Source organism: Fervidobacterium nodosum Rt17-B1 (assembly GCF_000017545.1).
Taxonomy (GTDB): Bacteria; Thermotogota; Thermotogae; order Thermotogales; family Fervidobacteriaceae; genus Fervidobacterium; species Fervidobacterium nodosum.
This window is the reverse complement of the sequence record NC_009718.1, coordinates 1587612-1608909: the sequence shown is the minus strand read 5'-3', so window position 1 is coordinate 1608909 and position 21298 is coordinate 1587612. Positions and strand designations below refer to the sequence as shown.

The following is a 21298-nucleotide window of genomic DNA, read 5'->3' as shown; positions in this document are numbered from 1 at the left end:
CTTATCTGCCAAAAGCTTCGAACTTTCTAGACTGAATATTAGTTAAATACATTAAGAGGTAAAATCAGAGCAAATATGTAATTTGACACAAAGACAATTTTAGCAGATGTATTTTTTTATTCTAACTTAAGCCATTTTTCCAATTGGCCAGGTTCTGTATTTTTAAGTTAGTTGTTTTTCAGAACATAATATTTCCAAAATTTTCTAACAAAGAGCAACACAGGAATAGCTATTAAAACGCCTACAAAACCTAAGATATCCCCAAGTAAGAAAATAGCCAGAATTATTACAAACCAATGTAATTTCAAATTATCACTCTGGATTCTTGGACCATAAATCCAAGATTCAGCTTGGTTAACACCAACAAGTAAAAAAGTTAGGAAAATAACAGATTTCAAACCACCTGTGGAAAAAGCAAATAAATACATAGGTACAGCAGAGATAAGTAATCCAACAAATGGGAAAAAACCCCCAAGAAACGTTAACACACCTAGTGTTAATGCCGAGGGAATATTCAATAATATCAATCCTAACGTTGTAAGGAAAGCACTTATAAAAGAAACAAGAACCTGACCTCTGATGTACTTTCTAATATCCCCAAAAAGTTCATAAACAAATTTTTTACCATAATCAGGATTTTCAACAAATAATATCGAAATATTTTTAGCAAGATAAGATTTTATACTTTCTATTCCTACCATGGTCACTAAAATAAACATCAGCATAGTAATCAGGGAAGGTAATACACCGACCACCTTGTTCAATATACTTAAAAGAATTGAAGAAATATTTGACTTCAGCTCATTTATAGCATTCACTAACCACGTCGGAAAATTCCCATTTATATTCAAATCTTTTGACGCCTGAAATAATTTATACACCTGATCAAATGTCTTCGGGAAAAATGAAATGATGGTATAAACAAATATAAAAACGACAAGTATGTAAGAAATTACAGCTAAAAATTTTTTATTTGTCTTTTTTAAGACAAAATCGTATGGAACACTCAGGATTATGGAAAAATAGAAACCAAGAACAAGAGCGCCAACAACAAATGGCACTTTCCACACAAAAAATAAAAACAAAAGAAAATATATCAAAACAAGCAAAGCATCTTTGCTTACATTGTTTATTTTATTCATAATTACTCACTCACCAGTTTCTTCGTTTTTTTGGTTTTCTTGAAGTATTTTCTTTTGTATCTCCAAAACAAGAGCTTCTGCAGTTGCCAAATTTGTAGCCAAAGGAACATTATGCACATCGCAAACCCTTAGAAGAGCACTAACATCAGGTTCGTGTGGCTGAGCTGTTAGAGGATCGCGGAGAAATATAACGAAATCAATCTCACCGTTTACAATCATTGAACCTATTTGTAAATCTCCACCATATGGTCCCGACTCAAACTTATTCACTTTGAGTCCTATCTTTTCTTCGATAATCTTCCCTGTTGATTTCGTCGCATACAACTCACAACGTTCAAAAACATTTTTCCACTCTTTAACAAACATAGCAAGGTCCAATTTTTTCTTATCATGTGCGATAAGAGCTACTTTTTGAATAAGAATCCCTCCTCTTGAAACAAACTTAAGATAACTTAGAAACGATAATTATAAAGAATTTTTTGATATTTTTCTTGTATTCATTATACCACAATTAGGTGTGTTATAATTAAATTAGGGTATGAAGAAAAATTAAATTAATTTAAAGGGAGGAGAGCAAGATGATATCAAAAAATGCAAAATTAGGCAACAACGTTATTCTCGGTGAAAACGTAGTAATTGAAGACAATGTAATAATAGGTAATAATGTAACAATAGGTCATAACGTTGTGATAAGAAAAGATACAATAATCGGTGATGGATGTATTATTGGAGATAATACAGTGCTTGGGAAGAAACCATTCAAAGCTTCTGCGTCCGCAACAACTGAAGAAAAAGAACTTCTTCCATTAAAAATTGGAAAATATGTAACGATTGGTGCAAATTGTGTAATTTACAGAGGAGCTATATTAGGTGATTTTGTGTTTGTAGGAGACCTTGCAAGTATACGTGAAGATGTTGAAATAGGCGAATATACAATAATAGGTAGGGGAGTAGCTGTGGAAAATAAAACAAAAATTGGAAAATATGTAAAGATAGAAACAAATGCTTATATAACAGCCATATCAACAATAGAAGATTATTGTTTCATAGCTCCAGCAGTTACGTTCACAAATGATAATTTTTTAGGTAGAACAGAGGAAAGAAAAAAGTACTTCAAAGGACCAATTCTGAGAAAAGGTGCGCGTATAGGTGCAAATGCAACTATACTGCCTGGCAAAGAAATAGGTGAAGATGCTCTAATAGCTGCTGGAGCAATACTAACAAAAAATGCAAAACCTGGAAAAATTTACGTTGGTTCACCTGCAAAAGAAATTAAAGATGTACCAGAAGAACAATTACTTAAGAATCAGTCATATTATAAAAACGATAAATAAATGAGCTATCAGCAACTAAAATTTCTCAAATTTATTCCGATAATAATTATGGCAACCAAGGATGCTTTTATAAACTTACGAGCACTAACTTGATAGAAAAATTATTAATGGAACAAAACCCACATGGAGGTGGAAAGATATGAGGATTAACCATAACGTCAACGCTTTGAACAGCTGGAGAAACATATCCATGACCAACATGGACATGAGCAAAACTCTTGAAAGACTTTCATCTGGTTTAAGAATCAACAGAGCTGGAGACGATGCAGCAGGCTTGGCTATCAGTGAAAAGATGAGAGGTCAAATCAAAGGTCTTGACATGGCAATTAAAAACTCACAAGACGCGATATCATTGATTCAAACAGCAGAAGGAGCATTAACAGAAGTACACTCAATACTCCAAAGAATGAGAGAACTAGCCGTACAGGCAGCAAGTGACACAAACACAAACGTTGATAGAAATCAAATACAAGCAGAGCTCGATCAATTAAGGGAAGAAATTGACAGAATAGCAAGAACAACAGAATTCAACACAAAGAAGCTTCTCGACGGTAAACTCGAAGGATTTAGAAGTAGTGCTGATGCTAAAGTCGTTACCGGAGGTAATATTAACGTAACTGTAGGTGGTTATTCAAAAACTGGTGCAACAGAAGGAACATATGTTATAGAGGTTGGACAATTCAATGGTGCTGTTACATCACAGCTTGATGTTAAAATTACCCAAATAGGTAACAATGGTACAGTATTAGATTCAACTACTGTAACAATAGGTGCTCTCTCCGCAGCGCTTGGTAACGTAACAATTAAGTGGCAAAGAGTATTCACCATTTCCGATTTTGGTGGCGCACTTCCAACAAACGAAGTAATAGACAGCGCAGTGATAAGAGTGGAAGCAAGATACACAGCAAACAATCAATTAGTCTTCCAGATCGGTGCAAACGAAGGTCACAACATGATCGCTGGTATCGATGATATGAGTGCGAAAGCTCTTGGTTTATCAACATCAACACTTAAAGTAACAGATCAAAACAGTGCTGAGAAAACAATAATGGTAGTGGATGCGGCAATTCACAGAGTAAGTACAGCAAGGGCAGCTCTCGGTGCTGTTCAGAACAGGCTTGAACACACGATAGCGAACCTTGGAGTGGCAGCAGAAAACTTGACAGCAGCAGAAAGCCGAATAAGAGACGCAGATATGGCAAAAGAAATGATGCAATTCACAAAACAACAGATACTGTTGCAATCGAGTATGTCGATGCTTGCACAAGCAAATGCTCAACCACAACAAGTATTGCAATTGCTCAGATAATAATTCTAATAATTTACAAAATCATTTACAAAGTCAAATTGAATACAGTTCAAAACCAAAAGCGGGCATTCGCCCGCTTTTGGTTTTTCTTATGATTTTTACCCTAAAAAAAAATAAAACTTATCCGATAATGCTTATGGTATTAAAGTATCCTTTAAAAGCATCCTTGGTTGCCAAATTTTAAAAAATCTAAGGAAACAAAACCCACATGGAGGTGGAAAGATATGAGGATTAACCATAACGTCAACGCTTTGAACAGCTAGAGAAACATATCCATGACCAACATGGACATGAGCAAAACTCTTGAAAGACTTTCATCTGGTTTAAGAATCAACAGAGCTGGAGACGATGCAGCAGGCTTGGCTATCAGTGAAAAGATGAGAGGTCAAATCAAAGGTCTTGACATGGCAATTAAAAACTCACAAGACGCGATATCATTGATTCAAACAGCAGAAGGAGCATTAACAGAAGTACACTCAATACTCCAAAGAATGAGAGAACTAGCCGTACAGGCAGCAAGTGACACAAACACAAACGTTGATAGAAATCAAATACAAGCAGAGCTCGATCAATTAAGGGAAGAAATTGACAGAATAGCAAGAACAACAGAATTCAACACAAAGAAACTTCTCGACGGTAAACTCGAAGGGTTCAAAAATACTCCAGATGCTAAAGTCGTTACCGGAGGTAATATTAACGTAACTGTAGGTGGTTATTCAAAAACTGGTGCAACAGAAGGAACATATGTTATAGAGGTTGGACAATTCAAGGGTGCTGTTACATCACAGCTTGATGTTAAAATTACCCAAATAGGTAACAATGGTACAGTATTAAATTCAACTACTGCAACAATAGGTGCTCTCTCCGCAGCGCTTGGTAACGTAACAATTAAGTGGCAAAGAGTATTCACCATTTCCGATTTTGGCGACGCTTTACCAGTGAACGAAGTAATAGATAGCGCAGTGGTAAGAGTGGAAGCAAGATACACAGCAAACAATCAATTAGTCTTCCAAATCGGCGCAAACGAAGGTCACAACATGATCGCTGGTATCGACAATATGAGCGCGAAAGCTCTTGGATTGTTGACATCAACACTCAAAGTAACAGATCAAAACAGTGCTGAAAAAACAATAATGGTAGTGGATGCAGCAATTCACAGAGTAAGTACGGCAAGGGCAGCTCTCGGTGCTATCCAGAATAGGCTTGAACACACGATAGCGAACCTGGGAGTAGCAGCAGAAAACTTAACAGCAGCGGAAAGCCGAATAAGAGATGCAGATATGGCAAAAGAGATGATGCAATTCACAAAACAACAGATACTGTTGCAATCGAGTATGTCAATGCTTGCACAAGCAAACGCTCAACCACAACAAGTATTGCAATTACTCAGATAATAATTTTAATAATTTACAAAATCATTTACAAAGTCAATTTGAATACAGTTCAAAACCAAAGCGGGCATTCGCCCGCTTTTGGTTTTTGTTTTTCACACTTTTTTTAGGATAATTATAGTCATATATTGAAAAATATGTTGAGAAAAAGTATAAATTTTTTATTACGAGGAGTGAATAAACGTGTCAAAGCAACCTGAAAATAAATGCTTACTAAGTGTTGCAATGATAATGAAAAATGAAGAGCACAACTTGGACAGGGCATTGGGCAGTATAAAACCGTATGTTGATGAAATAATTGTTGTTGACACAGGCTCAACGGATAATAGTGTTGAAATTGCGAAGAAATATACTGATAAAGTTTATTTTCACGAATGGCGGGATGATTTTTCAGAAGCCAGAAACTATTCATTGCAATTTCCAACGTGTGAATGGGTATTGATATACGATGCCGATGAAGAAGTTAAGGAAGATTTTGGTAAAATAAGAGAGTTTTTAGCAAGTTTACCAAAAGATGTAAATACTGTTTATCTTCCTACAATAAGTTATCTCGACTGGGATTTAAAAAGAACCGAAGTTGCATCAACCGCGAGAATTTTCAGAAATGGAACGGTAAGATATGAAAATATAGTCCATAACCAACCAATTTACAAAGGTAAAGTTGTTGAAGCTCCGTTTATAATATACCACTACGGATATATTTGGACAAGAAAATTAAAGCAAAAAAAGTACGAAAGAACAAGAAATCTTTTAGTTAAGCTTCTTAATGAAAAAAAAGATATGTCCAATATAGAAAGAATATATTATTTATGTCAACTTTACAAAACCGAGTCTATGTATGAATCCAGATATAACAAATATCCAATAGTTGAAGAAATATTCTCTCTTGTAGAAAAGGAGCAAAGAATAAATTCTATAGGTTTTGAAGTATTTTTCTTACATGGTTTGGACCTCATGTCAAAAGGTTTATACGATTTGGCAGAGCGAATGTTTAAATTAGTTCTTTCCCTAAATTCAAATAATCCTGATCCATATTACGGACTTCTTGGAATCGATGAGGCTAGAAAAGAATTTGATAAGCTTATACCACACGGCGAAAAATTCTTTGAACAAATAAAAGATGTTGAAGAGCACCCAGAAAAATATGGATGGACAATAATTACGATAAAATACAAAGCTTCAGCACGAACACTTCTCTGTATTGGTTATTTAAAAGCTAAAAGACTAAAAGAATTTAAGGAGAATTACTATTTAATATTTGAAGAAGCAAAAAAGACTGGCGAAGACCTCCCAAAGCTTTTGAAGTCGTTAGCTAAATACATTATTGAACTTGATAACGAAGATTACGCTTCGTTATCTGAAGAAATCGACAAGTTATTATTAGAAGCTTCTCAGTTAGGTGTTAGGCTTAACATACTTGACTTTATAGAAAAAGATTTAGAAAGTGGTAGAACATACAATGTGGAACTTTATCGTCCACACGTGAAAAGTAAATTTGAAGATTATGTTTTAAAAAGGCTAGAGAGTGGTAATGATTATCTTTTAGATTACATCCTTGGTGAAGACAAAATCGAAGGAATTAAAAAATATGGATTAGGCAGTTTGATATTTTATTTTGAAAATTTCAAAGGTGAAACAACGGAAAAATTGAAATTATTGAATGAAATACGTAAATCGGAAGATGAAACCTTAAAAGGAGTTTCACTTGCCTTAATAGGCGATACTTATTTGAAAATGGGGAATTTTAAACTTGCTCTTGATTACTACAAACGTTCAATTGATACTTTACCAGAACTCGGGAAATTTATAAAACCGGTTTTGGAGGATTTAAAAACAAAGTTGGACACAGAGATCGACGGTGCTTTTGAAGAGATAAAAGAGTATTATACAAAAGCTAAGGAATTCTTTACTGACCTTTCAAAAGAATTCAATGTCGAAGAACTCAAAAAGATTTACTTAATCTCAGATAGCGATTTTGCTAAATACGTAAGTTCGGTTTATCTTTACGATTCAAATATTGACAAAGCAAAGCAATTTTTGGAAAAAATCGAAAATAAAGATAAGTTCTATTTTTACAACTTTAGGCTTGCAAAGATATTCGAAAAATCTGAAAACCAAGAAGATTTAAGAAAAGCCTACGAATTGCATGTTGAAGCATGCAAAAAGAATTTCAATTTAGCTGACTTAGGTATTGGAATATATAAATTTGATGGGTTTTATCCTTCTGAAAAAATCGGTTCACCCAATGATGAAATTGTGTGGGTTGGAAATATATCAGAAAAGCACTCTGGATTAGGGGTAATTTCACCAATACGTGCATGGAAAAAGGCGAACAACTATTACTATGCTTATCCATTCCCCAAGAGTGAAGTTTTGAAAGTTTACAAGGAAAGATTAAAAAGTTACAAATTGCCAAAATTCTCCGTTGGAATGGAAGACTTACTAAAAAGCTTGAACGAATTGAATGTGAACGAAATTTCTCTGCTTGAAGATGATGAAGAATTGAAAAAAACTATTACAAGCGCTGTGAAAGAGATTGGGATAGAATATAAAGAAAATTCAGAAAGTATAGTTAGTTTTGAACTTTTGAATACAGAAATAGAAATCAGCAAAATTTTGAGTAAATACAAGAGTGGACTATTGTTCTATTTCGTTCCGAACTTTGAAAACAAAAGTGATATCGCTTGGTATTATCCATTGTTTAGAGTTTTCCGAAATAGAAAGGCTATAAACGATGAATTGGAAAAATTGAGTATTAAAAGAATTAAACATATTATTCTCACAGGTCACTTGAGAGCGGTTATATTTGAAAAATAAAACAAATAAAACAATTTATGTACTTATATCATTGGAGGTGAGGTTATGCGGATTAACCACAACTTGTCTGCTCTTAACGCATGGAGGCAGATTACATTAACAGATTCGGACATGAAAAAGAGTCTTGAAAGGCTTTCTTCCGGTTTAAGAATCAATAGAGCCAGTGACGATGCAGCAGGTCTTGCAATCAGCGAAAAGATGAGAGGACAGGTCAAGGGGCTTGAGATGGCTAGCAAAAACGCACAAGACGCTATTTCACTTATTCAAACTGCTGAAGGAGCACTAAACGAAATCCACGCTATACTCCAAAGGATGAGAGAATTAGCTGTACAAGCCGCAACTGACACAAACACAGACGTTGATAGATGGAACATTCAAGCAGAAATTGACCAACTAAGAGATGAAATCGATAGAATAAGCAGAGCAACAGAATTCAACACTAAAAAACTTTTAAACGGTAATCTTGAAGGTTTTAGAGCCGCGCCAGACGCAAAAGTCGTCGCTGAAGGTAATATTGATTTGAAAGTTTCAATCGCAAGTTCATACGTAAGTGTTGTTGAAGGAACTTATATACTCGAAATTGGGCAATTCCAAGGAACAACAACGAGTAATCTTGATGCAAGAGTAGTCTTAATTAAAAACAATGGGACAACGGTTGCAACAGTTAAAAACTACACAGTAGGCTATGTAACAATTGGTGGAATAAAAGTAACATGGAATACCACAAGATTCAACATAAATCAATTTGGAGGAGCACTACCAAAAGAAACAGTTATAGATACCGGTGTTGCCAGAGTTGAAGGATTAAATACAACAGGAAATCAGCTTATTTTCCAAATCGGTGCAAACGAAGGCGCAAACATGGTAGCCGGAATTGATGCTGTAGACTCCAAAAACCTCGGGCTTATTACCACAGTTTTAAAAGTTACATCACAAAATGCTGCAGAAAGAGCAATAAGTGTAATTGATGGAGCAATTCATAAAGTAAGTTCCATACGTTCACAACTTGGTGCAATTCAAAATAGACTGGAACATACGATAGCAAACCTCGGAGTTGCCGCAGAAAACTTAACAGCAGCCGAAAGCCGAATAAGAGATGCAGACATGGCAAAAGAAATGATGGCGTTTACAAAGCAACAAATTTTGATGCAATCTGGCATGGCAATGCTTGCTCAATCCAATGGTTTACCACAGAATGTATTGCAATTACTCAGAGGATAATAATTAATAATAAGTTTAAAACAAAAGCCCCTAACGGGGCTTTTGTTGTTTGCTTAATATGATTGATATTAAATTCTAAAAATGGTATAATTCAATTTAGAAAAAACTTTTAAACTAAGATAATTACAAAAAATTAATTATCTTAACTATTTGGAGGCTTTTATATGGGATTACTTGAAGTTTCAGGGCCAGTGATGACGGGGCCATCAAGTTCACATACATTAGGTGCTTTAAAAATTGCAAGGTTTGTCTATAAATTAATGGGAATACCTGAGCATGTTGTGTTTGCAATGCACGGTTCTTTCGCATTAACTTACCGTGGGCATGGCACGGATAGGGCTTTGCTTGCAGGGGTTTTGGGGATTAAACCAGATAGCCCAGATGTTAAAGAAGCTTATAATATCGCAAAAATGTACGGTCTACAATATGAATTTGAGGTACAAGATCTAGGAGATGTACATCCTAACACCGTTCTTATAAAAGCTTGGAAAGATAATATATACAATGAAATTGAAGGTTCTTCTATTGGTGGAGGAGCGATAAAGATAACAAAAATCAATGGTGTGGAATGCCAACTTACCGGCGATTTTCCCACACTGGTAATTGTAAATAAAGATAAACCAGGCGCCTTAAAGGATATACTTGATTGTATAAAAACAAACATAGCAAATGTTTATTTAAGAAGAATAAACGCTTTACAAGCTATAGCATTGACGATAATAGAACTCGATGAAAACGCTAGTGATGATGTTTTGAAATGTTTGAAAAATCTAAATAACGTTCTTGAAGTTTACAATGTTAGAATCGAAGAAGGTGAAGTAATATGAAATATTCCGAACTTTTAGAAATTTGGAAAGAGACGAATTTAGAATTCAGTGAAATAATATTAGCTCAAGAGATGATAGAAACTGGAAGAGACCCAGAAAGGGTTAAAGAAAATCTTAGAAGATTGATGAATGTAATTCTAGAAGAATCTGAGAAAAATATCGGAAAAAAATTCGAAACTCTTACGGGTATGACGGGAGATAATGGATTAAAATTTTATAAACACTCTCCGAAAATGGTAAGCGAGTTTAATCATTTAGCTACCACAGTAGCTATTTCCATGGGTGAATCGAATGCTTCTATGGGTCGTATCGTCGCATGTCCAACAGCTGGTTCGTGTGGTGTGGTTCCAGGAGCGTTATACGCTTTGAAAAAAACATACAACGCAAACGAGGAAGATTTATTGAAATCGTTTATCGTAGGTTCTGGGGTAGGAAACGTTGTAGCGAATAAAGCTACACTTTCAGGGGCTGCTGGTGGTTGCCAAGCCGAGATAGGTACTGCAACAGCAATGGCTTCTGCTATTTTAACTTATTATTTTTCAAAAGACCCTGTAAAAGTCGGACACGCTGCAGCGTTATCTTTCAAGTCGCTCATGGGGCTTGTTTGTGACCCAGTAGGAGGATTTGTTGAAGTACCATGTGTTAAGAGGAATGGTTCAGCAGTTAATGTAGCAATTATTTGCAGTGAAATGGCGTTGGCTGGCATTGAAAGTGTAATTCCATTCGACGAAGTTGTCGAGGCTATGTACAACGTTGGAAAATCTTTGCCGGAAAGTCTTAGAGAAACTGGCATCGGTGGAATTGCCGGGACTAAAACTGCGCAGCAAATCGTTGAAAAAATCAAAGAAAATTGGAGTAAAAATACTTAGAAAATAAAAGGCTTCAGGAATTACCTGAAGCCTTTTGTTTTTATTTCACAAATATCTCACAAACCTAAGTATGCCTTTTTAACTTCCTCGTTTTTCAGCAACTCCTTTGAAGGACCTTCCAGGGTTATATTCCCAGTTTCAAGAACGTAACCATAGTGAGATATGTTAAGTGCCCCTACTGCGTTTTGTTCAACAAGCAATATTGTTATTCCTTCTGAATTTAGTTTTTTGATAATCTCAAAGACTTCTTCAACCAATATAGGTGCAAGCCCGAGAGAAGGTTCATCCATCATGAGAAGTTTCGGACGATTCATGAGTGCCCTCGAAATAGCCAACATCTGCTGTTCTCCACCGGATAAAGTTCCACCGAGCTGATTTTTACGTTCAGCAAGCCTTGGGAATAAAGAAAACACCCACTCCAAATCTTTCTTTATTCCTTCCTTATCCTTTCGATTGTAAGCACCCATCATGAGATTTTCCATTACTGTTAAATTTGGAAATATGCGTCTTCCTTCAGGAACCAATGAAATACCAAGTCTATTGATAGTATGTGGTGGAAGATTTTGTATTTCTTTATCTTCAAATATAATTCTCCCTCTTTTTGATTTTACCAGACCTGCTATCGTTGAAAGAGTCGTCGTTTTCCCTGCGCCATTTGCACCTATGAGTGTTATAACTTTACCTTTCTCAACTTTAAAAGAAATCCCCTTAATTGCGTGAATAGCTCCATAAAAAACATGAAGACCATCTACTTCAAGCACCGGCATGTTCCCACTCCTTACCAAGGTAAGCTTCTATTACCTTAGGATTTTTGCTTATCTCTTCTGGTGTTCCTTCTGCGATAATCTTTCCAGAATCCATAACGATAATTCTTTCGCATACTCCCATAACAACTTTCATATCGTGCTCAATAAGTATAATTGTCAAATTAAACTCATCTCGTATATATCTGATAAAATTCAGCAGTTCCTCTGACTCTTTTGGGTTCATACCTGCCGCTGGTTCGTCAAGTAATAACAGTTTCGGCTCTGTTGCAAGTGCTCTTGCAATCTCAAGTTTTCTTTGTTGACCATATGGCAATGACGATGCAATTTCATACGCAAGATGATCGAGCCCAACTTTCCTAAGTAATTCCATCGCACGTGCTCTCATTTCTTGTTCAACTTTACGATATCCAACTTTGAAAACAGACCTCCAAAACCATAATCCACCTTTTATTTTTTTCTCTTTCCCGTGTTTTTGTAAAATTTTATCGGCATCTCTCGTTGATAAAAGATGATGCTGAGCAACAAGTACGTTGTCTAAAACCGTCAAAGTATCGAAAAGCCTTATATTTTGAAATGTTCTAGCTATACCCAAATGTGTTATTTGGTGAGGTCTGTAAGGCGTAATATCTATATCGTCAAATATAACTCTTCCTTTTGTTGGATAGTATATACCTGTGATAACATTAAAAGCTGTTGTCTTACCAGCGCCATTCGGACCGATAATCCCAAGGATTTCACCATCGTAAGCTACGTTATCAAAATCATCAACTGCGGTAAGTCCGCCAAATTGCATAGTCACATGTTCCATTCTCAAAATTACCTTTTTTGGATTGTTTATCTCATTTTTTGTCATTTTTTACCACCTCTTGAGAACTTCTTGAAAATATTTATTATTCCGTCCCAAGTTATTTCTGCTCGTCCAAATATTCCTCTCTTCCATACAATCATTGTAACGACAAATAAAACAGACAAAACTAACATTCTCATACCCTGGATGGCCGGGAAATCTTTACCAAATAATGTAAATGGTTGCTCAAATGCCCTAAGCCATTCCATTAAAAATGCAAATATTATCGCGCCAATCACCGAACCACTTATACTTCCAAGACCTCCGAGAACAACCATTATTAAAACATAATATGTAAGAATTGGACCGAAAGTGGTGATTCTTGGGTCAATTGTTGTAAGCCAATGAGCGTACAGAGCACCACTCACGCCAGCAAAGAATGCACTTACAACAAAAGATAACAACGTATGTTTAAAAACATTTATCCCCATCGCTTCAGCTGCAATTGAGTTGTCCCTAATCGCTAATAAAGCCCGACCATAAGAACTTTTCACAAGACTAACTATGAATAGTATCGTTACAAACAACCAACCCCAGCTCCACCAAATATTAGTGTAATTCGGCAAACCTTTTAAACCAAGAGAGCCATTTGTGATAGATTGGAGATTCAATGCTAATATTCTCAAAACCTCTGAAAAGCCTAAAGAAGCAATTGCAAGATAATCACCTGATAATCTGAGAACTGGAAAACCGATTATAAAAGCTCCAAATGCTGCAACAAGTCCTCCAATTATCGTTGCTGTAAGAAAGTCAGTATGAAGATTCACAATAAACGGACTAGGTGGTGCTATTATAAAAATCATTGCTTTCTGTTCTGGTGGTATCGTTAAAAGAGCCGAAGTATAAGCTCCAAGCAGTATAAATCCAGCATGACCAAGTGAAAATACGCCAGTTATCCCATTGACCAAATTCAAACTTACAGCCATTATTCCGTAAATCGCCATAAGCGAGAGAATTTGTTTTTTATAAGTGTCAAATTTAACATTCGCGATTTGAAGAAGGATAATAGCGAAAATGACAAACAATACTGTTAATGTCAAGTCTCTTTTTGCTTTGCTCTTCATCATCTCTCACCTCAAACCTTTACAACTGAGCGTTTACCAAGAAGTCCTGCAGGTCTAATAAGGAGAATAACTATAAGGATAATAAATGCAAATGCATCTTTGTATTGCATAAGTGTTGGGAAAAACGTTATTATCATCATCTCAAGAATACCAAGCAATATGCCACCAAGTACAGCGCCGCCAATTGAACCAATTCCACCGAATACAGCAGCAATGAATGCCTTCAAACCAGGCACAAAGCCTGTGTAAGGATAGAAACTTGGATATCTAAGTGCCCACATTACCCCAGCAAGTGCTGCAAGTGCTGAACTTATAGCGAATGTAAAGCCAATCACGTTATCAACATTTATCCCCATCAACGATGTTGTTGGGATATCTGCAGAAATAGCACGCATAGCCATTCCCATTTTCGTTTTATATACAATCAGGAACAACGTTACAAGAGCAACAGCTGTTATACCTAAGATTATGAATATTATCTTTGGTAAGTAAACTCCACCTATAATAAACGATTCAAAAGCTATTGTTTTGTTCTCAAGCGCTTCAAGAAATGCTTTGTAATTCGGCCCGAAAAACACTACAGCGAAACTTTCAATAAAAAATGAAACACCTATTGCTGTTATCAAAGCAGATATCCTTGGAGCGTTTCTCAATGGCTTGTAAGCAAGTCTATCTATTAGCACACCCAAAATGGCAGTTACTAAAAGTGAAAATGCAACTGCAAGAGGAAAGCTAAAACGTATGAGAGTAGCACCGTAAAAGGCAAAGTAAATTCCCATAACCATGACATCACCAAACGCGAAGTTTATCAATCGCAAGATACCGTAAACCATTGTATATCCAACAGCGATAAGAGCGTACAACCCTCCAACCATCAAACCATTCAAAAGATTTTGAATAAAAATAGTAAAATTAAAGCTCAATCTGTATCCCTCCTCTTGTTTATTTAGAGAAATTGTGGATGATAACCGATATTTACACAGTTATCATCCACAATAAAAAATTATTTCAAATCTTCGGGACCTATGGTTGTTACATATGTAAATTTTCCACCTTTAACTTGTACGATAATTACATCTTTAACTGCATTACCGTTTTCATCTATATCTATATTCCCACTAACACCCTGGAAACCTTTTGTGGATCTAATTGCTTCATTGATTTTAACTGGGTCTTTTGACTTTGCCCTTTCAATAGCATTTACAATAAGCATATATGCATCATAACCGAGAGCCGCGTTCATTGCAGGAAGGGTATTAAATTTCTTCTTAAAGGCATCTACAAAGTCTTTTGCAATCTTTGTCTTAGCTGCTTCTGGGACATAATGTGTCGTGAAATAAAGTCCTTCAACTGCTTGTCCGCCTATTTTTATAAGCTCTGGAGCATCTGCACCATCTCCAGCAATAAAGTAGCCTTTATATCCCATGGCTCTAGCCTGCTGTGCAGCGAGAGCTATTTCGTTGTAATATCCAGTGAACATTATCACATCACTATTAAATGCAAGTGCTTGAGCAAGTTGTGCGCTAAACTCCTGGTCACCAGATTTGTAACGAACTTCCAAAATTTGCCCTTTGTATTTCTTTTCAAACCTTTCTTTAAAGTAATTTGTCAAACCCACACTGTAATCTTGTTCGATATCAACGAATATCGCCACTTTCTTCGCTTTTAAAGTTTTACCGGCAAATTCTGCAAGTGCGGTACCTTGTAGCGGATCAATAAAACACACACGTGAGACAAATTTCTTTCCTTGTGTTACCAAAGGATTTGTTGAAGTGACTGCAACTTGTGGTACTTTTCTCGCTTCTGCAATTTCTGCTGCCGCAATTGAATTACTACTTGCAATCTCACCAATTACAGCTACCACTTTTTCTTTATCTATAAGTCTTGCCATAGCGTTTGCCGCTTCTGTTTTTTCACTTCTGGTATCAGCGTAAACAAGTGTTATCTTCTCACCAAGAACTGTTGATTTTTGGCTGTACGCAAGTTCTATACCTTTTTTTGTCCAATCACCAAAAGCAGAAATTCCACCGGTGAGTGGAAGAAGTACACCAATCTTTATTTCTGAGAAAACAAAAATACTAAAAATCAGAAATAAAATCAACAAAAACCTTTTCACAACGAACCACCTCCTATGAAAATAATGGGAATAAATAATATGCAAAGTGAGTGGCTTGTCACCACTCACTTTGTATGAAACATATATTATTTCAAAGCGCTAGCAGAAATTTTCGCGGCAAAGGCAAATTGTCCATTTTTAACGGTTAATATAACAACGTCTTTTGTCGCATTGCCGTTTGAATCTATCGTTATTGTACCCGTCGCTCCTTCAAAGTTCTTGATGCTTCTAATAGCCGTTGCTATAAGTTCGGGTTTTGTTGTTTTTGCTCTTTCAATTGCTTCTAAAACAAGCATATAAGCATCGTAACCTAATGCTGAAAGTGTTGACGGTTTTACTCCATATTTTTTTACAAATGCATCAACGAAAAGCTTTGACCTTTTTGTCACCGGCGCATCTGGGTGGAAGTGGTCAGAGAAGTAAATTCCCTCGACTGCTTGACCACCGATTTTTATTAATTCTGGCGCATCGGCTCCGTCACCGGTAAGTATGTAACCTTTATATCCAAGAGCTCTTGCCTGCTGAGCAACAAGCGCTATTTCATTGTAATAACCTGTAACCACTATAGCTTCACTACCAAATGCTAATGCTTGTGAAAGTTGTGCGCTAAATTCTTGGTCACCTGATTTATACTGTAATTGTAATACCTGTCCTCCTAATTTCTTGAACCTTTCCATAAAGTAATTCGAAAGACCTACACTGTAGTCTTGCTCAACATCCGTAAGTACCGTTGCTTTCTTTACTTTCAATGTCTTTGCTGCAAATTCTGCAAGTGCGGTACCTTGGAGCGGATCAATGAAACAAACCCTTGAAACAAACTTTTTACCTTGTGTTACAAGCGAATTTGTAGAAGAAGGACTGACCATAGGTACTTTCTTTTTCTCAGCAATTTCTCCAGCAGCAATTGAATTACCGCTGATAACTTCACCGATGACAGCAACAACACCTTCTTTATCAATAAGCCTTGCGATACCGTTTGCTGCCTCTGTTTTTTCGCTCCTTGTATCCATGTAAACAACTTCTATCTTCTCACCTAAAACCGTGTTCTTTTCCTCCCAAGCAAGTTCTATACCCTTCTTTACCAAATCGCCAAAAGCCGAGACACCACCTGTTAAAGGTAAAAGCGCACCAATCTTAACAACGGCAAATAAACTAAGACTAGCTAACAACAGCAATCCCAAAAAGACTTTTCTCATAGTCTCTCCCTCCCTTAAAGAAGTTTTTTAGATACAAATTTTAACGTTGGTAAAAAAATTTTTATGTATTTTAACACAAACAACCAAAACAAGTCAAGCGATTTTATTAGAAAACGAGAGAAAATTAAAAAAATATGTATTTTTAGTATGTTTTTACAACTTAATCTGATTTTTTGAATAATTATAGTATCGAAAGATTAAAATTGTTACTTAATAAATGGAATTTGTGTTTAATTTAACGTGATTAAAATTGTTAAAGAAAATTAATGTTTCAAATATGGTATAATTATTTATGATACTTGTGAGTATTTCTGAAAGAAATGAGGTGATAAAATTGAATATCCTACTTGGAGTTAGCTCAGGTATAGCGATTTACAAAGCTGTCGATTTAGCAAGTAAAATAAGAAAACAAGGCTGGAACCTTCAAGTTATAATGACCGAAAATGCTAGTAAATTGATAAATCCTATTGTCTTCTCATCGGTTGGAAACTGTAAAGTCTATACAGATACATATGAAATTGAATCTGGTTGGATAATACACACTGAGCTTTCAAAATGGGCTGATGTATTTATAATTGCACCCGCTACTGCGAATACAATAGCAAAACTTGCAAATGGCTTGGCTGATAACTTGCTAACCACAACCGCGCTCGCATTTGACAAGGGTAAAAAAATAGTTGTCCCAACTATGAACACAAGAATGTACGAAAATCAAATAACACAAGAGAATATAGAAAAGCTTGGTAAGTTAGGTTGGAAAATACTTAATCCTGAAAGTGGTCATCTTGCTTGCGGAGAAGTTGGAAAAGGCAGGTATCCTGAGAATGAGAAAATTATAGAATTCATAAAGATAGTATCAGAAGAAAAACCGTTGGAAGGTAAAAAAGTTCTTGTAACAGCCGGTCCAACTGTAGAATCTATAGATCCCGTTAGATACATATCAAATCATTCAAGTGGGAAGATGGGATACTCCATAGCAACTGTAGCTAAAAGATTGGGAGCAGACGTTACGCTAATAACTGGCCCGACGTGTATTGAATATCCTTTCTTTATGGATGAAATAGTTTCTATTAAATCTGCGGAAGAAATGTACAAAGCAGTTTTGAGCAAAAAGGATAATTATGATATACTTATTATGTGTGCGGCAGTTGCTGACTACAAGCCTAAGGTTAGTGCTCAACAAAAAATCAAAAAATCCGCAGAAACACTTACTATTGAGCTTGAGAAAAACCCAGATATACTTGAAACAATTGGTCATTCAAAAAAAGAAAATCAAATTGTTGTTGGATTTGCCGCAGAAACAGAAAATATAATAGAAAACGGTTACGAAAAACTTGTGAGAAAAAACGCAGACGTGATAGTCGCAAACGATGCTAGAACTGCTATGGGAAACGATAGAAATCACGTTTATATAATTTTCAAAAATAATTCGATAGTTGAACTTGAGGGAACAAAAGAAGAAATAGCAAAGGAGTTGTTGATAAAGCTATGCAAAGTTCTACAAGAATCCTAAGAAAAATCCACTTCTTTCTTCTCATTGTTATGCTAATTCAAACATTTACTTTTGGAGTAAACATTGAAAAAGTTTACGTGGGTATCAAGTATTCTTTCAGGAATTTTAGGACAGACGGTACAGTAATTTTAGTGGATCCTTTTAGTAGAAACATGGTTGTATACAATCTCGAATTAAAACAAATAGTTACAGCTTATTCTTCCATTGGAAGTTACGTCATGAACGTTTATCAATCAGAAAACGATTATATAATAGTCGATAGAACATCGCCAAAAATTTCAAAGATTACCCTTTATGGTAACTTAATTAAAAGCGTATCTTTCCAAAAAAGAATTCAATCGAGTTTACTGCAAGATAATGTTTTATATATTCTTCTTGAAGGAGGCGAACTTTATTCCTTCGATAAAGATTTAAATACAATAGGAACATACAAATTTTCTGGATCACCCGCTTACATATTCTCTTGGAATGGAAAAATATTTGCAACTTATCTTTGGAATGAAAATTACGACATAGAGTTTGTAAACGAGAAACCTCAAAAAATAGGTTTAACAACACCTTCTATTCTTGTTGGTGACATACTTATAGATACCCGTGATGGACAACTTTATAACCTTAAAACAGGCAAAATAACTAAAATATCCAAATACATCTCGAGCGCTTATTACGATGGTGAGAAATACTATATAACTTCTATGGCAGGATTGTCACTTACTATTGTGCAAAATGATTCTGTTCAAAATTCTTTCAAAGTGCCATACACCCCAACTTTTGTAAAAAAGGTTGGAGAATACATAGTTATATTAAGCGCCCCTTACAATAAAGTTATGGTAACAAAAGATGGGAAAGAAATCAATGTATTTGATACGGGTGATTATCCTTTTGAAGTATTTACACTAAAAGATTCACAAAGCGCATTTTCTGTATATTGTTCCGATAGTGGCGAGTTTTATTATTATACTTTTTAAAAAACTAAAAATCATTAATTATTAAGGAGGTAGAAAGATATGAAAGCAGTCAGATGGGTTAATACATTTTTTCCAAAGGTAAAAAACACGCAGTCAATTTCTGATGCACTCCATGAAATGAGAAAATATTCTTGTGATTATTGTATCGTCGTAGACGAAGATGGCAAATTTGATGGATTGATTCACAAATCTGTTATAAAAGAAGTTGAAATGGAAGAACAGGTTGGTAAATACGTTATTTTCCCCGATTTTTATATTGTTGAGGATTCAACAATCGAAGAATCTGCGATGATGCTTATTGAAAACAAAGAAACGGTACTTCCCGTTGTTAATTCAAATAGTGAAGTTATAGGTGTACTAACCATTCAAGAAGTACTCGAAGCTATGACAGAAATGTCAGCAATGGATGAACACGGAATAAGAATTAATCTGACACTTCAAGACAAACCTGGCGAATTGAAGAAAGTTATCGATGTGCTTGCAAACAACAGAATAAACATTCTTTCTATCCTAACACTTAAAGATGATAACAATCGCCTTGTATCAATAAAAGTTGATAGTAAAGATGCAGAAAGCGTTGCAAGCATACTTGAAGTATATGAAATCCCATACGAATCAATAGTTGAAGAAGAGGGATTTTTCCAATAAGAAATGGATATACTATTCAAACTAGAAACATTCGAAGGTCCTCTTGACTTACTCCTTTATTTAGTCCAGAAAAAACAGATAGACATCCGCCAGTTGTCGATTTCACAACTGGCAGATGAGTTTTTATACTATATAAATCAAATGGAAGAATTCAATCTAAACGTTACTTCAGAGTTCATATCAACGGCAGCTTATTTGCTTGAATTAAAATCAAAAAGCTTAATTCCTTCATTAAGTGATAAAGAAAGAAAAGAGTATGAATACAAAAGGGAACTTTTGTTTAGGAGAATCGAAGAATACGCTCGATTAAAACAATTAGCAGAAGAATTATCAAGAAAAGATTCTGCTGAGCAATATCCTGTGAAAGTTTTGTATACTTTCCCAAAGGTAGATGAGAAAAAACTTGTAAATATAGTTAAAGCAGCAATAAAGGAATTAGAGGTAAAGCAAAAAGTTTACGTTATAAAAAAAGAAAATTACTCTCTTGAAAAAGTGATGGAAGAAATAGAGCAAAGTTATGATTCAATAAGTCTATACGAATTGCTTAGAAATAGTACATCAAAATATGAAATAATAATCAAATTTTTGGCTATACTTGAACTAATACGTTTTGAAAAATTTATCATTGATGAAAACCTTGTTTTAAAGAAAGTGGTGAAGGCGAATGTCGCAGTATAATACTAAAACTAAAAAGGCATTAATTGAATCAATTATCTTCGCCTCACGCGGAATAAGTAAAGAAAACATATCCACTCTGACCGAAATTCCTCTTGAGGAAATAGAATTGTTGATTAACGAAATAAAAGAAGATTATTCTTCAGAAAATCATGGTATTGAACTTAGGGAAATAGAAGGTTACTTAAGATTCTATACGAAACCTCAGTTTTCAAGCATTGTGTCAAAAGTAGCCAAGAGGAGATATCTTGGAAGTCTCTCTTCTTCACAACTTGAGATAGCTATATTTTTAGCCGTTAGAAAGCAAGCAACAAAATTAGAGATAGACAGTATGCGAGGCAAAGATTCAACGAATATAATTAAACAATTATTAGCATCTGGAGTCATTAAAAGGAGGAAATCTGGAAGAACCTTTATCTACAGCCTTACCGAAACATTTAAAGACGAAAGCATGATTGAAGAACTCGTTCGCCAAGCAGGTGGTGCTTCGTTCGAAAGTATTGCACAGAATATCTTTGAACCTGAAGAACAAATCAATACAAATAACAAACAGGAAAATAAAGAAAATTAAATAAAAATCAAACTAAAGAGGGA

20 protein-coding genes are annotated in these 21298 nt (G+C 35.2%); 12 read left to right on the top strand and 8 right to left on the bottom strand.

Annotated elements, in window-relative coordinates; genetic code table 11:
- Positions 1–167 precede the first annotated feature (167 nt).
- Together FNOD_RS07730 and FNOD_RS07725 are read right to left on the bottom strand one after the other, a co-directional pair.
- Positions 168–1142: an AI-2E family transporter gene (locus tag FNOD_RS07730; protein WP_011994630.1), complete on the bottom strand. Its 975-nt coding sequence runs from the start codon at positions 1140–1142 to the stop codon at positions 168–170.
- A 6-nt stretch (positions 1143–1148) separates the two neighbouring features.
- A complete protein-coding gene (locus FNOD_RS07725) occupies positions 1149–1559 on the bottom strand; it encodes a methylglyoxal synthase (RefSeq protein ID WP_083756811.1) in 411 nt (136 codons plus the stop codon).
- Between the two features lie 161 nt (positions 1560–1720).
- On the opposite strand from FNOD_RS07725, the gene FNOD_RS07720 reads away from it, so the two are divergent.
- The 7 genes from FNOD_RS07720 (at position 1721) to sdaAA (ending at position 10910) form a co-directional block, all read left to right on the top strand.
- Positions 1721–2476, top strand: a complete 756-nt coding sequence (locus FNOD_RS07720; protein WP_011994628.1) for an N-acetyltransferase — start codon at positions 1721–1723, stop codon at positions 2474–2476.
- A gap of 139 nt (positions 2477–2615) precedes the next feature.
- The gene (locus FNOD_RS07715) at positions 2616–3785 is read left to right on the top strand and encodes a flagellin N-terminal helical domain-containing protein (RefSeq protein ID WP_011994627.1); all 1170 of its coding nucleotides are present in this window, start codon (positions 2616–2618) and stop codon (positions 3783–3785) included.
- 275 nt (positions 3786–4060) lie between these two features.
- Positions 4061–5179, top strand: coding sequence for a flagellin N-terminal helical domain-containing protein (locus tag FNOD_RS07710; RefSeq protein WP_011994626.1), 1119 nt, complete (start codon positions 4061–4063; stop codon positions 5177–5179).
- 180 nt (positions 5180–5359) lie between these two features.
- Positions 5360–7993, top strand: a complete 2634-nt coding sequence (locus tag FNOD_RS07705; protein WP_011994625.1) for a tetratricopeptide repeat-containing glycosyltransferase family 2 protein — start codon at positions 5360–5362, stop codon at positions 7991–7993.
- 45 nt (positions 7994–8038) lie between these two features.
- Positions 8039–9214, top strand: a complete 1176-nt coding sequence (locus FNOD_RS07700) for a flagellin N-terminal helical domain-containing protein (protein WP_011994624.1) — start codon at positions 8039–8041, stop codon at positions 9212–9214.
- Between the two features lie 164 nt (positions 9215–9378).
- Positions 9379–10041 (top strand): L-serine ammonia-lyase, iron-sulfur-dependent subunit beta, encoded by a 663-nt coding sequence (gene sdaAB, locus FNOD_RS07695; protein WP_011994623.1) that lies wholly within the window; start codon positions 9379–9381, stop codon positions 10039–10041.
- Positions 10038–10910 carry an L-serine ammonia-lyase, iron-sulfur-dependent, subunit alpha gene (sdaAA, locus tag FNOD_RS07690; RefSeq protein WP_011994622.1) on the top strand — a complete coding sequence of 291 codons (873 nt, stop codon included), beginning with the start codon at positions 10038–10040 and terminating at the stop codon, positions 10908–10910. Before sdaAB ends, sdaAA begins: the two co-directional genes overlap by 4 nt.
- A gap of 56 nt (positions 10911–10966) precedes the next feature.
- Here sdaAA and FNOD_RS07685 read toward each other — a convergent pair whose 3' ends face one another.
- The 6 genes from FNOD_RS07685 to FNOD_RS07660 form a co-directional block, all read right to left on the bottom strand.
- A complete protein-coding gene (locus FNOD_RS07685) occupies positions 10967–11677 on the bottom strand; it encodes an ABC transporter ATP-binding protein (RefSeq protein ID WP_011994621.1) in 711 nt (236 codons plus the stop codon).
- Entirely contained in the window at positions 11664–12530 is an 867-nt protein-coding gene (locus FNOD_RS07680; protein ID WP_011994620.1) for an ABC transporter ATP-binding protein, read from the bottom strand. The genes FNOD_RS07685 and FNOD_RS07680 overlap by 14 nt, the downstream gene beginning before the upstream one ends.
- Positions 12527–13588: a branched-chain amino acid ABC transporter permease gene (locus tag FNOD_RS07675; protein WP_011994619.1), complete on the bottom strand. Its 1062-nt coding sequence runs from the start codon at positions 13586–13588 to the stop codon at positions 12527–12529. Before FNOD_RS07675 ends, FNOD_RS07680 begins: the two co-directional genes overlap by 4 nt.
- An 11-nt stretch (positions 13589–13599) precedes the next feature.
- Positions 13600–14511, bottom strand: a complete 912-nt coding sequence (locus tag FNOD_RS07670; protein ID WP_011994618.1) for a branched-chain amino acid ABC transporter permease — start codon at positions 14509–14511, stop codon at positions 13600–13602.
- A gap of 80 nt (positions 14512–14591) precedes the next feature.
- Positions 14592–15704 carry an ABC transporter substrate-binding protein gene (locus tag FNOD_RS07665; protein WP_011994617.1) on the bottom strand — a complete coding sequence of 371 codons (1113 nt, stop codon included), beginning with the start codon at positions 15702–15704 and terminating at the stop codon, positions 14592–14594.
- A gap of 86 nt (positions 15705–15790) precedes the next feature.
- Positions 15791–16900 (bottom strand): ABC transporter substrate-binding protein, encoded by a 1110-nt coding sequence (locus tag FNOD_RS07660; RefSeq protein WP_011994616.1) that lies wholly within the window; start codon positions 16898–16900, stop codon positions 15791–15793.
- Positions 16901–17234: 334 nt separating this feature from the next.
- Here FNOD_RS07660 and coaBC point away from each other — a divergent pair, with 334 nt between their 5' ends.
- The 5 genes from coaBC to FNOD_RS07635 are packed head-to-tail and all read left to right on the top strand — an operon-like array spanning position 17235 to position 21275.
- Positions 17235–18413 (top strand): bifunctional phosphopantothenoylcysteine decarboxylase/phosphopantothenate--cysteine ligase CoaBC, encoded by a 1179-nt coding sequence (gene coaBC / locus FNOD_RS07655; RefSeq protein WP_041256974.1) that lies wholly within the window; start codon positions 17235–17237, stop codon positions 18411–18413.
- Positions 18389–19381, top strand: coding sequence for a hypothetical protein (locus tag FNOD_RS07650; RefSeq protein WP_011994614.1), 993 nt, complete (start codon positions 18389–18391; stop codon positions 19379–19381). Before coaBC ends, FNOD_RS07650 begins: the two co-directional genes overlap by 25 nt.
- A gap of 39 nt (positions 19382–19420) precedes the next feature.
- On the top strand, positions 19421–20029 hold the full coding sequence (locus FNOD_RS07645; protein ID WP_011994613.1) for a CBS domain-containing protein: 609 nt from the start codon (positions 19421–19423) through the stop codon (positions 20027–20029).
- A 3-nt stretch (positions 20030–20032) separates the two neighbouring features.
- Complete coding sequence (locus tag FNOD_RS07640) at positions 20033–20707, top strand: segregation and condensation protein A (RefSeq protein ID WP_011994612.1); 675 nt, start codon at positions 20033–20035, stop codon at positions 20705–20707.
- Positions 20694–21275 (top strand): SMC-Scp complex subunit ScpB, encoded by a 582-nt coding sequence (locus FNOD_RS07635; RefSeq protein WP_011994611.1) that lies wholly within the window; start codon positions 20694–20696, stop codon positions 21273–21275. The genes FNOD_RS07640 and FNOD_RS07635 overlap by 14 nt, the downstream gene beginning before the upstream one ends.
- Positions 21276–21298: the final 23 nt, after the last annotated feature.